Annotated in this window: 13 protein-coding genes; 10 read left to right on the forward strand and 3 right to left on the reverse strand. The window is 45.4% G+C overall.

Annotated features, from left to right (window positions below):
• Positions 1-2: 2 nt before the first annotated feature.
• The 9 genes from mraY to ftsZ all read left to right on the forward strand — a co-directional run bounded on the left by mraY (position 3) and on the right by ftsZ (position 10,313).
• Positions 3-1,214: a phospho-N-acetylmuramoyl-pentapeptide-transferase gene (mraY, locus tag AC2D6U_RS00295; protein ID WP_484718937.1), complete on the forward strand. Its 1,212-nt coding sequence runs from the start codon at positions 3-5 to the stop codon at positions 1,212-1,214.
• Positions 1,215-1,217: 3 nt separating this feature from the next.
• The gene (murD, locus tag AC2D6U_RS00300) at positions 1,218-2,555 is read left to right on the forward strand and encodes a UDP-N-acetylmuramoyl-L-alanine--D-glutamate ligase (protein WP_484718938.1); all 1,338 of its coding nucleotides are present in this window, start codon (positions 1,218-1,220) and stop codon (positions 2,553-2,555) included.
• The gene (locus AC2D6U_RS00305) at positions 2,555-3,715 is read left to right on the forward strand and encodes an FtsW/RodA/SpoVE family cell cycle protein (RefSeq protein WP_484720570.1); all 1,161 of its coding nucleotides are present in this window, start codon (positions 2,555-2,557) and stop codon (positions 3,713-3,715) included. Before murD ends, AC2D6U_RS00305 begins: the two co-directional genes overlap by 1 nt.
• Entirely contained in the window at positions 3,715-4,824 is a 1,110-nt protein-coding gene (gene murG / locus AC2D6U_RS00310; RefSeq protein ID WP_484718939.1) for an undecaprenyldiphospho-muramoylpentapeptide beta-N-acetylglucosaminyltransferase, read from the forward strand. Before AC2D6U_RS00305 ends, murG begins: the two co-directional genes overlap by 1 nt.
• Entirely contained in the window at positions 4,821-6,194 is a 1,374-nt protein-coding gene (gene murC, locus AC2D6U_RS00315; RefSeq protein WP_484718940.1) for a UDP-N-acetylmuramate--L-alanine ligase, read from the forward strand. Before murG ends, murC begins: the two co-directional genes overlap by 4 nt.
• Complete coding sequence (locus AC2D6U_RS00320) at positions 6,191-6,958, forward strand: cell division protein FtsQ/DivIB (protein WP_484718941.1); 768 nt, start codon at positions 6,191-6,193, stop codon at positions 6,956-6,958. The genes murC and AC2D6U_RS00320 overlap by 4 nt, the downstream gene beginning before the upstream one ends.
• 7 nt (positions 6,959-6,965) lie before the next feature.
• Positions 6,966-8,273, forward strand: a complete 1,308-nt coding sequence (gene ftsA / locus AC2D6U_RS00325) for a cell division protein FtsA (protein WP_484718942.1) — start codon at positions 6,966-6,968, stop codon at positions 8,271-8,273.
• A gap of 79 nt (positions 8,274-8,352) precedes the next feature.
• Positions 8,353-8,706, forward strand: a complete 354-nt coding sequence (locus AC2D6U_RS00330; RefSeq protein WP_484718943.1) for a four helix bundle protein — start codon at positions 8,353-8,355, stop codon at positions 8,704-8,706.
• Between the two features lie 56 nt (positions 8,707-8,762).
• Positions 8,763-10,313, forward strand: a complete 1,551-nt coding sequence (gene ftsZ / locus AC2D6U_RS00335) for a cell division protein FtsZ (RefSeq protein WP_484718944.1) — start codon at positions 8,763-8,765, stop codon at positions 10,311-10,313.
• Between the two features lie 148 nt (positions 10,314-10,461).
• On the opposite strand, the gene AC2D6U_RS00340 is transcribed toward ftsZ, so the two are convergent.
• Positions 10,462-10,977, reverse strand: a complete 516-nt coding sequence (locus AC2D6U_RS00340) for an NADPH-dependent FMN reductase (RefSeq protein ID WP_484718945.1) — start codon at positions 10,975-10,977, stop codon at positions 10,462-10,464.
• A 185-nt stretch (positions 10,978-11,162) separates the two neighbouring features.
• Between AC2D6U_RS00340 and AC2D6U_RS00345 the strand changes: the two genes are divergently transcribed.
• Entirely contained in the window at positions 11,163-11,996 is an 834-nt protein-coding gene (locus AC2D6U_RS00345; RefSeq protein ID WP_484718946.1) for a purine-nucleoside phosphorylase, read from the forward strand.
• Between the two features lie 123 nt (positions 11,997-12,119).
• Here AC2D6U_RS00345 and AC2D6U_RS00350 read toward each other — a convergent pair whose 3' ends face one another.
• Together AC2D6U_RS00350 and AC2D6U_RS00355 are read right to left on the reverse strand one after the other, a co-directional pair.
• Positions 12,120-13,031: a DUF6607 family protein gene (locus AC2D6U_RS00350; RefSeq protein WP_484718947.1), complete on the reverse strand. Its 912-nt coding sequence runs from the start codon at positions 13,029-13,031 to the stop codon at positions 12,120-12,122.
• Entirely contained in the window at positions 13,028-13,498 is a 471-nt protein-coding gene (locus AC2D6U_RS00355) for a DoxX family membrane protein (RefSeq protein ID WP_484718948.1), read from the reverse strand. The genes AC2D6U_RS00350 and AC2D6U_RS00355 overlap by 4 nt, the downstream gene beginning before the upstream one ends.
• Positions 13,499-13,551: the final 53 nt, after the last annotated feature.

Here is a 13,551-nt window from a genome sequence, read left to right on the forward strand (position 1 = left end):
CGATGCTCTACTACTTATTTACATATTTGGATAGAGAATTTGACCTGATGGGAGCAGGGGTGTTTCAATATATCTCGTTCCGAGCAGGGATGGCAACGCTCATTTCATTATTGATTACGATTACCTTTGGCAAGAGCCTGATCAACTTGCTTCAAAAAAAGCAAGTGGGTGAATCCATTCGCGACCTTGGTCTTGCAGGTCAAATGGAAAAAAAGGGAACGCCGACGATGGGAGGCCTGATCATCATTGCTGCCATAGTGATCCCTACGCTCTTGTTCGCCAAACTAGAAAACATCTATGTTATTCTGCTATTGATCACTACGCTGGTTCTCGGGCTGATCGGCTTTATCGATGATTACATCAAAGTCTTTAAGAAGAATAAGGAAGGGCTTGCAGGAAAGTTCAAAGTGTTCGGTCAGATCACTGTTGGTCTGATCGTTGGCGTCACCTTGTATTTTTCGGATGACGTGGTCATCAGAGAGTTTCAAGAATCTCCTGATGCAACAGAAGAGGTTGCTCAAACCAGAGCATACACTGATTTTAAATCAACTACGACCACCATTCCATTTGTGAAGAACAATGAGTTGGACTATAGCAAACTCAATCCAACTGATATCGATTGGGTGACGGCAGGTATCTATGTACTGATCGTGATCTTTTTTGTCACTGCGATTTCGAATGGGGCAAACATCACCGACGGTATCGATGGCTTAGCGGCGGGTACCTCAGCCATTATCGGACTGACCCTGGCGATTTTCGCTTACATCTCTGGTAATGCGATTTTCTCAGATTACCTGAATGTCATGTTTATTCCCAATTCCGGAGAGCTCGTGATTTTTTGTACTGCCTTCGTTGGTGCTTGTGTCGGTTTTCTTTGGTACAACTCCTACCCAGCGCAAGTATTCATGGGTGATACGGGGAGTCTGTCCTTGGGCGGCGCCATTGCCGTCCTCGCACTTGTGCTCAGAAAAGAATTATTGATCCCCGTGCTCTGTGGGATTTTTGTGATCGAAAACCTCTCAGTGATCATGCAGGTGAGTTATTTCAAGTACACGAAAAAGAAATACGGAGAGGGTCGCCGCATTTTTAAAATGTCGCCCCTTCATCATCATTACCAAAAATTAGAAATACCAGAAGCAAAGATCGTGACCCGGTTTTGGATCGTTGGAATACTCCTGGCGATCATGACCTTGGCTACATTGAAATTGAGATAATACATGAACAGAACCTTAGCCATACTTGGAGCCGGTGAAAGCGGCGTAGGCGCAGCCCGTTTAGGGCAAGCGAAGGGCTATGACGTGTTTGTGTCCGATCTGGGCAATATTAAGTCGGTACACAAAGCCGAGTTGGAAGAGGCAGGTATCGCCTTCGAAGAAGGAAAGCATTCTGAGCAAAGAATTTTGGCAGCAGACCTTGTTGTGAAAAGCCCTGGCATACCAGAGACTGCTCCCCTGATCAAAAGGCTGAGAGCACAGGGTAATCTGATTATCTCTGAGTTAGAGTTTGCGGCCAAATACACCAATGCCAAGCTTATTGGTGTGACGGGAACCAATGGAAAAACCACTACCTCCTTGCTTACCTACCATATTCTGAAGACTGCAGGTTTTCATGTAGGTCTTGCAGGAAATGTAGGGAAGAGTTTTGCCAGACAGGTCCTCGAAAATGACTTCGATTGGTATGTGCTCGAGATCAGTAGCTTCCAATTGGACGATACCTACGAAATGAAATTAGAGATTGCCATACTCTTGAACATCACGCCAGATCACCTGGATCGATACGAGTATGACTTTCAAAAATATATCGCATCGAAGATGCGCATATTTCACCTTGTACACCTGGGACGTCATGTTGTCTATTGGCAGGATGACCCCTATATCGGGGAAGGCGTTGCTAAGGCCACTCGTGGCCTGAACGTACATCCCTTTTCGCTCAGTGGAGACGCCGCTGAGATTTCACATTTACAAAATGATAGGTTGTTTTATGTCCCTTTTGATTTTGAGGTATCTGCCCCCAGAGCAGATATCTCAATCAAGGGACTACATAACATGCAAAATGCGCTGGCCGCAGGAAATGCTGCTTTGATTGCAGGGGTCTCCGCTGAGGCCTTATTGAAAGGGTTGAATACCTTTCAAAACACCGCTCATCGATTGGAGTCTGTACGAAAGCTCGATGGAGTGGAGTACATCAATGATTCAAAAGCAACCAATCTTGATTCAGTGAAATATGCCCTTGGCGCATTCGATACACCTATTGTATGGATTGCGGGAGGAATAGATAAAGGAAACGACTACAGCTTAGTAGAAGCTGTGGCCCAAGAGAAGGTCAAGGCATTGATCTGTTTGGGTAAAGACAATAGCAAGCTCATCACTTCTTTCGAGCACATTGTTCCGATGGTAAAGGCCACTAGTGACCTGCTCAAAGCAGTGCGTTGGGCAAAAGAAATCGCAGAGGAGGGAGATACGGTCTTGCTCTCACCTGCATGTTCGAGCTTCGATCTCTTTAAGAATTATGAAGACCGTGGTGATCAGTTCAAAAAAGCAGTAATGAACCTATGATGAACCGACTAAAAATATGGACCGATAAGCATATCCAAGGTGATCCGGTGATCTGGATCGTCGTTGTCCTCTTGGCCTTTGTGGGTATTTTGGTGGTCTACAGTGCGACCGGTTCATTGGCTTATCGTGTGGCAGGTGGCGATACGGAGAAGTACTTATTCAGGCATTCCATCATGGTCATTTTGTCCTTTTTTGTGATGTGGGTAGCCCATAAGATCGACTACCGATACTATGCTAAGATCACCAAGTATGCACTGATCGCTTCCATTCCTCTTTTGCTCTATGCATGGTTATATGGTGCAGAGGTCAATGAAGCAAGGCGCTGGATAGAAGTGCCTTTCATTGGTTTGCAGTTTCAGCCTTCTGACTTGGCGAAAATGGCCTTAATAGCCGGCTTAGCCACCATGTTGGCCAAGCGCCAATCTCAAATTGAAGACATCAAAGATACGCTGATTCCGATGTTGGCCTGGAGTTTCGGTATCTGTTTACTGATCGCCATGACCAATATCTCGACCGCTGTGTTGCTTTTTGCCACTTGCATGTTGTTGTTCTTTATTGGTAGAGTACCGGTCAAATACCTGGCCATGCTGGTGGTTGTCGGTGCTTTTGCCGGGTTGATCGCCATGAAGGCGGGGCAACGGGGCGAAACAGCTGTTAGTCGAGTGACTAGGTTCTTGGATAAAACGGATGTGCCTTATCAGGTTGAGCAATCTAATATTGCAATGGCAACGGGCGGAGTGTTTGGTAAAGGACCAGGCAAAAGTACCCAACGGAATTTCTTACCCTCAGCCTATTCCGATTATGCTTATGCCATCATCATTGAAGAATATGGCATCGTAGGTGGTGTCATTGTGCTGTTACTGTACCTCGTGCTGCTGTACAGGGGAATGCGCGTGGTCGCCAACAGCGATAGGGCCTTTGGTGGTCTGTTATCTGCAGGCCTCACATTTTTGATCGTCATTCAGGCCATGGTGAATATTGGTGTTGTGGTCGGGCTAGGGCCCGTAACGGGCCAAACCTTGCCTTTGATCAGTATGGGAGGTACCTCTCTCTTGTTCACAGGTCTTTCTCTTGGCATCGTATTGAGTGTCAGCAGAGGAGAAACAGAAGATTTTACTGCTGTTGGTGGTCAACTTAAAAACAGAATGAGAACCGCGTGATGGCACAGCAACCATATCGCATGATCATTAGTGGTGGAGGCACGGGAGGACATGTCTATCCGGCTATTGCCATTGCCAATGCGTTCAAGGAACGTTTTCCTGACGCAGAGATTCTCTTTGTTGGGGCCAAAGGTAAAATGGAAATGGAAAAAGTACCGCAGGCCGGCTATGCGATTGAAGGGCTGTGGATTTCTGGTTTGCAACGCAAGCTTACACTCGATAACCTCTCTTTTCCATTAAAGCTTATCGATAGCCTAATAAAAAGTAAGCGGATCATTCGTCGTGTCAAACCTCATGTGGTAGTTGGCGTTGGCGGTTATGCTTCAGGTCCTTTACTGAGGGCAGCGACTAATAAGGGCATCCCTGCTTTACTGCAAGAGCAGAATTCTTATGCAGGCCTGACCAATAAACTCTTGGCTAAGAAGGTCAAAAAGATATGTGTAGCCTACCCGAACATGGAACAGTTCTTTCCTGCTGAAAAGGTAGTGTTGACCGGCAATCCTGTACGAAAAGACATTGCACAGCTAGAAGGTAAGAAGGAGAAGGCGATGAACTTCTTTGGATTTACCGCTGAAAAGCCCGTCCTCTTAATTCTGGGAGGAAGCTTGGGTGCAAGAACCCTCAATGATGCGATGGTTTTAGGTTTGGAGACTTTGGTGAAACAAGGGATACAAGTGATCTGGCAGTGTGGAAGGTTCTATTATGAGGAGATGAAAGCAAAACTGGCGAAGGTAGCTCAACATGACAACATTAAGCTTTTCCAATTCCTGCAAGAGATGGACCTGGCCTATGCAGCGGCAGACGTCGTGATCAGCCGGGCTGGTGCCTTATCGGTTTCTGAGCTTAGCATTGCAGCGAAGCCGGTGCTATTTGTGCCTTCGCCGAATGTTGCCGAAGATCATCAAACAAAGAATGCAAGTGCCATGGTCGAGCAAAATGCAGCCGTCTTGATCAAAGACCATGAGGCGCGTGAAATACTTATCGATCAAGCCTTGTCTTTGCTCAATAATACAGACCGCCAAGCCGAATTACGAACGAATATCAATGCATTGGCGAAGCCCAATGCGGCAGAAGAGATTGTCAATGAAATTGTTGAACTGATCGGATGAAATTTGAAGACCTACATAACGTCTATTTCATAGGAATCGGAGGGATCGGAATGAGTGCCCTTGCCCGATGGTTCAAGCATATGGGTAAATCGGTCAAAGGCTATGACAGAACACCAACCGTCTTGACTGAAAAACTACAGGCGGAAGGAATGGCGATTCATTTCGACGACGCGGTGGCCCACCTACCTTCGGAGGTAAAGAGTGACAAAGCGCACACCCTTGTTGTCTATACCCCGGCCATTCCTAAAGGTCATCAAGAATTCAATTGGCTGAAAGACCAGGGCTATGCGATCATGAAAAGGTCGGAAGTGCTGGGGCTGATCACTAAGAATATGCGTTCGGTGGCAGTAGCTGGTACCCATGGAAAGACGACCACAACTTCCATGGTGGTTCACTTATTGACAGCATGTGGCATTGATTGTGCCGGTTTTCTAGGCGGGATATCTGCCAATTACGATACAAACATGGTACTGAACGAAAACCCTGATGCCATTGCCGTCATTGAGGCTGATGAGTTTGATCGGTCGTTTTTAACGCTTCATCCTGAATTGGCTGTGGTCACAGCTACCGATGCAGACCACTTGGACATCTACGGCGATAAAGAAGCTTTGAAGGATTCATTCAGGTTGTTTATCGATCAAATCATCCCTAAAGGCAAGCTCTTTATAAAGAATAAGATCGCTGACGAAGTACTTGATCGGGCGTCGGTGAATTTTCAAAAATATGGCTTTGAAGGAGAGGGCATTCATGCGACCAATTTCCGAATAGAAGAGGCCAGTTTCATTTTCGATTATGAGGATAACGGCAAACACATTGAGGGCATCAAGCTCCAAGTGCCAGGCTACCATAATGTCGAGAACATGATCGCTGCAATAGCGATAGCCAAAGAGCTGGGCGCAGATGACAGTGCCATTAAGGATGCAGTGGCTACTTATAAAGGAGTGAAACGCCGATTTGAATACATCATCAAAAAAGAAGAACTGGTCTTCATCGACGATTATGCACATCATCCGGTAGAGATTGAGGCCTTCTTGCGTTCGGTGCGAGCACTTTATCCCAAAAGAAAGATCACGGCAATTTTTCAACCGCATTTGTTCTCTCGAACGAATGACTTTGCAGATGAATTTGCCCAAAGCTTAGGATTAGCCGATGAAGTGATCTTGTTGGATATCTATCCTGCAAGAGAAGAACCGATGCCGGGGGTCACTTCCGAAATGATCTTGAAAAATGTGGCACTCGATAAAAAGGCAATTGTTTCGAAAAAGGCCTTGAATCAAACGGTAAAGGAATGGCAGCCCGAAGTGGTGTTGACCATTGGAGCCGGTGATATCGATAAACTTGTTCAACCCTTAAAAGCAGCATTATCATGAAAAAGAAAGAGTTGGCTTTTAGAATTATAGGCATTGTATTTGGCCTACTGATCATTTTGGTTTTGGTCAGTTTTGCTCCCAATCGTGCGCCTGGTTATCGTATCGATGACATTGAGGTAGAAATTGAAAATGCCTATGAGAACTTCTTCATTGATGAGGAGGACGTCTTGCGTTTGATCATGGAAAACGAGGGTGATTCTATTTTAGGCGATGCCTACGGGCGTGTTGATCTCAAGGAAATAGAACGGCGCATAGAATCTCACAGTTTTGTAAGAACAGCAGAGGTGTACCGCGATCTTAAGGGACACCTTGTCGTAAAGGCTGCTCAGAATAAGCCGATCGCGAGGTTGGTCAGCAACAGAAGTGAAGGAGCCTACATCGGTGCTACTGGTGATCTTTTGCCGATCTCTTTAAAGTACACCGCCCGAGTACCGGTGATCACGGGTGCATACGTCAATCAATTGATGGAACTGTCAAATGTGGCGGATGACGCCTATGCTACGGAATTAAAGGCCATGGTCGAGTACATCTTGGCCGATGAATTTTGGCGCATGCAAATTGGCCAACTTGATATCGATCGAAGTGGAGAGATCGTCATGTATGCCCAGATCGGTGACCAGCGACTCGAGTTCGGTGGCCCGAATGACTACGAAAAGAAATTTAAAAAGCTAAAAATATTTTTTAAGCAGATCATGCCCACCAAAGGTTGGAATGCCTACGAGCGGGTCAATGTTGCTTATAAAGACCAAATAATCTGTGAATAACAACGCCATGCATAACGAGAAAATTGTAGTAGGACTAGACATCGGAACAACAAAGATTTGTGCGATTGTCGGTACTAAGAACGAGTATGGAAAACTCGAAGTCTTAGGAATGGGTAAAGCCGTTTCAGACGGTGTCATCCGAGGAATTGTCACCAACATCGACAAAACCATTATGGCCATTGAAAAAGCAATTACTGAAGCCGCTGAGCAAGCAGGAATTGACATTGGTGTGGTCAACGTGGGAATTGCGGGTCAGCACATCAAAAGCTCGATCCACCATGGAAGCATCACACGCGACCGAGTGGATGATGAGATCACTGTCGAAGACTTGAACCGTTTGACCAACGATGTGCATAAGATTGTGATGCCTCCGGGATGCGAGATCATTCACGTGATGCCACAGGATTATATCGTCGATTATGAAGATGGGATCAAGGATCCTGTTGGCATGTCAGGTGTAAAACTCGAAGCCGATTTCCATGTCATCACGGCACAGACCAATGCCATTCGCAACATCAACAAATGTGTGAAACGAGCGAATCTTGAGATCGAAGATCTGATCCTTGAGCCATTGGCCTCGAGCATGTCTGTTCTGAGTGATGAAGAGAAGGAAGCGGGCATCTGCTTGGTCGACATTGGAGGTGGTACAACAGATGTTGCCATCTTCCACGACGGCATCATCCGACACACGGCAGTTATTCCTTTTGGCGGAAATATCATCACCACCGATATCAAAGAAGGTCTAAAAGTAATGCAGAATCAGGCCGAATTGTTGAAGACAAAATTTGGTCGTGCCATTGCCGAAGAGGCCAATCCTAATGAGATCGTTTCGATTCCAGGCTTGAGGAATAGACCTCCGAAGGAAATTTCTATTCGAAATTTGGCACATATCATTGAGGCGAGAATGGAAGAGATCATCGAACTGATCCATGCAGAGATCATTACTTCGGGCTACTCGAGCAAGCTGGCAGGAGGCATCGTGATCACAGGCGGTGGTTCACAGCTGGCAAACATTCAGCAGTTGTTCGAATACATGACAGGCATGGATTCTCGTATTGGCTATCCAAATGAGCACTTAGGCAAGACTAAAGTAGAAATGATCAAGAGTCCAATGTATGCCACTACGGTGGGCCTTGTATTGGCAGGGTTCAGGGCATTGGATGAACGCGAGAATCGCTACCAAGAAAGCTTAGGCAATCAGCCGATGAAGAAGGAGACGAAAGCCTCTAAGAAGGGCGGAGAATTCCTTACCAAACTCATCGACAAAACCAAAGGCTTGCTGATGGACGACTTCGGTGAGGGGAAGGACTATTAGGGAGAGGCTAAGAGTCTGAAGACCGAAGTCAGAAGTCAGACGACCGAAGACGGAGGCCCTTACTCAAAATGAACACACAATGGGATTTAAGTTTGAAAAATTATTGATCTGGAAAAGAGCAATGGATTTAGCGGAAAGCATAAATAGTATGACAAATACTTTTCCTAAGAAGGAGAACTTCAACCTTTCATCGCAAATGATGAGGGCGGTCGATGCTGTGGCGCTAAATATTGCTGAGGGGTCAATTGGACAATCAAACGCAGAGTTTAAGCGATTTATGGGATATGCAATTCGGAGCTTGGCGGAAACAGTAACCTGTTTGTACAAAGCGGAGAAAAGAAGGTATATCACAAAAGAGGAATTCAATGCTGCATATTCTGAGTCATTTGAGTTGATGAACATGATGTCAGCATTCAAAAAAAATATAAACTAATAGGAAAGCAAAACTTCGGACTTCCGTCATCGGACGTCCGACTAAATAAATAACCCATGGCAGAATCATACATGTTTGAATTACCAAAGCACCACAAATCGATCATCAAGGTGATCGGTGTTGGAGGTGGAGGAAGCAACGCAGTTACCCACATGTTTAATCAAGGCATTAGAGATGTGGAATTCGTTGTATGTAACACAGATGCGCAAGCATTAAAGGCATCGCCTGTTCCCAATAAATTGCAGATCGGTACGACGTCCACCGAAGGACTAGGTGCTGGGGCAAATCCGGAAGTAGGACGACAAGCCGCATTAGAAAGCAAAGAGCAAATTCGAGAAGTTTTGTCGAATGACACCAAAATGGTCTTCATTACGGCAGGAATGGGAGGTGGTACCGGTACGGGAGCCGCTCCGGTAATTGCTCGAATTGCAAAAGAAATGGATCTCCTGACGGTAGGCATTGTTACAGCGCCTTTCAGTTGGGAAGGAAGAAAAAAGACGAATGCCGCCAATGATGGTATTGCAGAACTCAAAGAGCATTGTGATACCGTTTTGGTCATCTTGAATGACAAGCTAAGAGAGATTCATGGAAATCTTCCCATCTCCAAAGCATTTGGTGAGGCGGACAATGTGCTCACTACTGGTGCAAAAGGAATTGCTGAAATCATTACAGTACCTGGTTATGTCAATGTCGATTTCATGGATGTGCAAACCGTCATGAAGGGAGCAGGTGCAGCGGTGATGGGCTCAGCTCAGGCGGAAGGCGAAGGCAGGGCCTTGCGTGCGGCCGAAATGGCCATTTCATCGCCATTGTTGAACAACCGCGACATTCACGGTGCGAAAAAGATTTTACTTTCCATTGTTTCCGGCGAAGAAGCCGAATTACAGATGGATGAGCTTGGTGAGATTACCGAGTACATACAAGAAAAGGCTGGTGACGAAGCTGAAGTGATCTTTGGTCATGGAATTGATCAACGACTTGAGCAGAACATCAGTGTCACAGTCATTGCTACAGGTTTTGAGGCGACGCAAGTTAGCTCGACGCTTGGAGATCAAAAGAAGACCGTAATAGATCTTGAAACTAATCGCGAGATCGAACAAACTGAGGATCATACCCTTTCACCTGAACACTCCCAGACCACGCTCTTCGATGTCTCTAAGATGGAGCCAAGAAAGGCGCCTCAACCTGAAGCAACCCAAGAAGAGGAGGAGGAAGTCACTTCCGGCTACAAATTCTTGAGTCAGCTGGCAAAGAAGTATGAGATCGAAGAACTGCCGGAAATCACTTCAGAGACAGAAAGTCAGGACCGAAATCAGGCACTGGACAATGATTTTATGGAAGAACGTAATCAGAACTTCTTGGATATGAAACGAAAGAAGCTACAAGAACAAGCGCGTCTGCGAGAGGAGAAGCTGCGCGGAGGTAGCTCAGACCATTGGCAACATGACGATTTCAAAGAGAAACTCGAAGTGCCGGCCTATCAGAGAAAGCAAGTTCGGTTGAACAACACCACTCCTTCAGAAGAACGAAACGTTTCCCGCTTTAATCTCAACGATGACGATGAGATCATGGGCGACAATAGATTTCTACATGACAATGTAGATTGATTTGATAAACCTTAACCATCAACAGGTTAAGTGTTTTGACATGTTTGAAAGTCAGCCTGCTGCCATGGGCTGACTTTCTCTTTTTTTATCATAAAAAAAGCCAGTCCCAATTAGTACTGGCTGTTCTTTTGGGCTGATCAGGAGATCCTTAAAACTCGATGAGCATATCTGCTTGTTGCTTCAATAGCGAATTGTAAAGGTCGTTGGTTACTTTTTCGCCGTCAAAATTCTTTTCAATTCCGGCCAATTTGGGTTTTAAAGCCAACACATGCATCCCTAAATAATTGAAAATATCCGTCAGGTGAGACATGGCAAACACACCACCTTGCACGCCAGAGGATACACCAATCATCGCGCCTTTTTTATTTCGAATACCTTCAGGATACTTGAAACCATCAATAAACGCTTTCAGGACTCCAGGGAAAGAGCCGTTGTATTCCGGTACGATGAACACGAGTTTTTCCGAAGACTGCACCTTTTCTCTCATGGCATTGAAGGCTTCGTTCTTCCCGTTGTTTTCGTACAAGGCATTGCCAATAAAGTCTCCCGGTACATCTGCCAGATCTACAAGCTGGCTTTCCACGCTTAATAAGGTCTGGTAATATTCAGCTACTTTTCTACTAACCGAATTCTTTCTATTCGTTCCTACTACTACTGTGATCATATGTCTAATTCTTTCGCAAATCTAGAGTCTAAACTCAAAGCATGATGCTTTGTTAAGACTAAAATAAATGTATGTACATATAAATGGATTGTTTGATCAAAAAGTTCCTGTAGATCGGTATTGCGGAATTTTTATTTCTAGTTTTGGTGCAAGAGAAACACTAAAGGAGCACGAGTTCCTACTTTATGCCACGAATTGCCATGAATTACTTAGATCAGATCAACGAGACAACAGCCTTTATTAAAGAACAGATCAGTACCACGCCAACGTTTGGAATCATTTTAGGCACCGGCTTAGGTGCATTGGTGGAAGAGATTTCCATCGAAAAAGAGTTGGACTACGATAAGATCCCAAATTTCCCCCTGTCTACCGTTGAAAGCCACAAGGGCAAGTTGATCTTTGGGCAGCTAGGAGGACGTGATATTGTGGCCATGCAAGGGCGCTTTCATTTTTATGAAGGCTATAACATGAAAGAGGTCACTTTTCCTGTTCGGGTAATGAAGGGCCTGGGCATTCAAAAGCTGTTCATTTCGAACGCGGCAGGAGGGGTTAACCTGGATTATCAGGTTGCTGACCTGATGATCATCGAGGACCACATTGATTTGATGAAAGAAAATCCATTGACCGGAGCAAACCTCGATGAGTTCGGGGGCCGATTCCCTGACATGAGTGAGCCCTATGAGCGTAAAATGATCGATGAAGCCTTAGCGATCGCGAGAGCAAATGATATTCCTTGTCACGAGGGCGTCTATGCCGGAGTGAGTGGACCCAATCTTGAAACTCGTGCTGAATACCGATACATCGCTCGAATAGGCGCTGATGCAGTAGGGATGTCGACTATCCCTGAAGTCATTGTTGCACGCCATATGGACCTGCCGGTTTTTGCTGTCTCTGCGATCACCGATCGCTGCGACCCGGATAACCTGGAGAAAGTGGAGATCAGTAAGATTTTGGCCGCTGCAGCCAAAGCAGAGAAGGGCATGACGACGATTATTAAAGACCTGATCAACAAGCAATAAAGACTCCTATTGAAAACAAATAACTGGTCTTAGGGTCTCCCTAAGACCTTACAATTTCGTCAGACGGCAATAAAAAAGGCCTTTGATTGCTCAAAGACCTTTTGCAAAGGATTGTATGTATGATTAATCCTGGTACATCATGATGATCTCTTTCACTTTGGCTTTCACCGTTTCAGAGTCATAGCTTTCGTCTTCAGTGACTTCGTTGCCTAGCGCAAACATTTTTTGGAAGAGTACTTGGTCATCTACCTTGCCTTTGAACGTCAAGTCTTTTTTGCTGGCGAAGATCTCGTCCCAAACCAAACGCACATCGGCCCAGTACTGCTCATTTTTTTTCCACCATTCTTGTGCTGCCAGACATTTTTCATCGGCAACCTTCGTATAGGTGTTGTATCCTTTTTCTTGGGCAATGAGCTGATCGCCGGATTCAAAGCGAAGTACTTTGTCATTGTCTTGCTCGTGTACCCAACCGAATCCGGTCAATTCATGACGATTCGTACGAGTCATCACATTGTAGTCCTTTCTTTTGGTGTATTCTCTTCTTGGTAGCGGAGAATCGGAAGTAGCTTCCCAATACGAGCGGCCATCAGCGTGGATCCAAGTAGCACTTCCCTCATAGCGAAGCCCATCGTCTACCTGATACACCTTTTGCGTCCATTGTCCGTTCACTTCCTTTGGTGACAATTTGGTGTAAGACCAGGTATTGTCTTTGTCATAAACATAGAGGTCGGTGTTCTCGTACAGCCAGTCTTGTCTCCAATGCTTCACGATGGTGTTTTTTCCCACGATCAATAAATGTTGCATCGAGATCTTGTTCTTTTCGTCTTCCACTAGTTGCACCCATTCTAATCCGGCAGAGGTATAATTGTCGTAGAACTCATATCGCTCATCCGCGGCAAAGGTTTCAGCAAAGTTGAACTTCACTTCGTAACAGCCGCACATGCCTTTGATGGCTTCTTGGTCTTGCTTTTTCTTACTTTGTGCCACGCTCAGCACACATAAACTCATCAATAATGAGACAATTAGGGTTTTCATGATGTAATGGTTTTAAAGTTTTTATCAGTGGTTAGAAATGCCAGTTTGAGCCTTGGCCAGGCATAGATCAATAGGATAATGTTCGCGACGAAATAGAGACCATGTGTGAAAAGCTCAACAGGATCTCCATCACCGAGGTACACTTCGAAAAGAAATATGTTGAGTGTTAACGGGATCAGCATCACAGCACCCAATAAGGCATAGACCTGACTCAGTAACAGCAGTCCACATACGATCTCCGCAATCCCTAGCATCGGCCAGAAATAACCGGTTTGCTTTAACCCTCCGATGTACGCCTTGATCTTCACAACGTTAGGGGGCAGCTCTTTTGAAGCCGCCCGAACTTCAGTTGTTGCTTTCGGTTTTGGTTCCTCGGGCTTGAATTTTTGAATGCCTGCGTACACAAATAGGAGTCCCAACCCCAGTCTTATACCAATGATCAGCAACTTGATGGCCTTTGTTTTCATTATTTAGAATTAATCTTAATAAACTCAAAAGTACTACCGGATGAATCACGAGT

It is taken from the genome of Roseivirga sp. YIW32 (assembly GCF_057219245.1).

Coding starts and splice junctions, on each gene's coding strand:
- ftsA (WP_484718942.1), top strand. CDS start 6,966: ATGCATAACGAGAAAATTGTAGTAGGACTAGACATCGGAACAACAAAG.
- AC2D6U_RS00355 (WP_484718948.1), bottom strand. CDS start 13,498: ATGAAAACAAAGGCCATCAAGTTGCTGATCATTGGTATAAGACTGGGG.
- murG (WP_484718939.1), top strand. CDS start 3,715: ATGGCACAGCAACCATATCGCATGATCATTAGTGGTGGAGGCACGGGA.
- AC2D6U_RS00320 (WP_484718941.1), top strand. CDS start 6,191: ATGAAAAAGAAAGAGTTGGCTTTTAGAATTATAGGCATTGTATTTGGC.
- murC (WP_484718940.1), top strand. CDS start 4,821: ATGAAATTTGAAGACCTACATAACGTCTATTTCATAGGAATCGGAGGG.
- ftsZ (WP_484718944.1), top strand. CDS start 8,763: ATGGCAGAATCATACATGTTTGAATTACCAAAGCACCACAAATCGATC.
- AC2D6U_RS00345 (WP_484718946.1), top strand. CDS start 11,163: ATGCCACGAATTGCCATGAATTACTTAGATCAGATCAACGAGACAACA.
- AC2D6U_RS00350 (WP_484718947.1), bottom strand. CDS start 13,031: ATGAAAACCCTAATTGTCTCATTATTGATGAGTTTATGTGTGCTGAGC.
- AC2D6U_RS00305 (WP_484720570.1), top strand. CDS start 2,555: ATGAACCGACTAAAAATATGGACCGATAAGCATATCCAAGGTGATCCG.
- AC2D6U_RS00330 (WP_484718943.1), top strand. CDS start 8,353: ATGGGATTTAAGTTTGAAAAATTATTGATCTGGAAAAGAGCAATGGAT.
- murD (WP_484718938.1), top strand. CDS start 1,218: ATGAACAGAACCTTAGCCATACTTGGAGCCGGTGAAAGCGGCGTAGGC.
- AC2D6U_RS00340 (WP_484718945.1), bottom strand. CDS start 10,977: ATGATCACAGTAGTAGTAGGAACGAATAGAAAGAATTCGGTTAGTAGA.
- mraY (WP_484718937.1), top strand. CDS start 3: ATGCTCTACTACTTATTTACATATTTGGATAGAGAATTTGACCTGATG.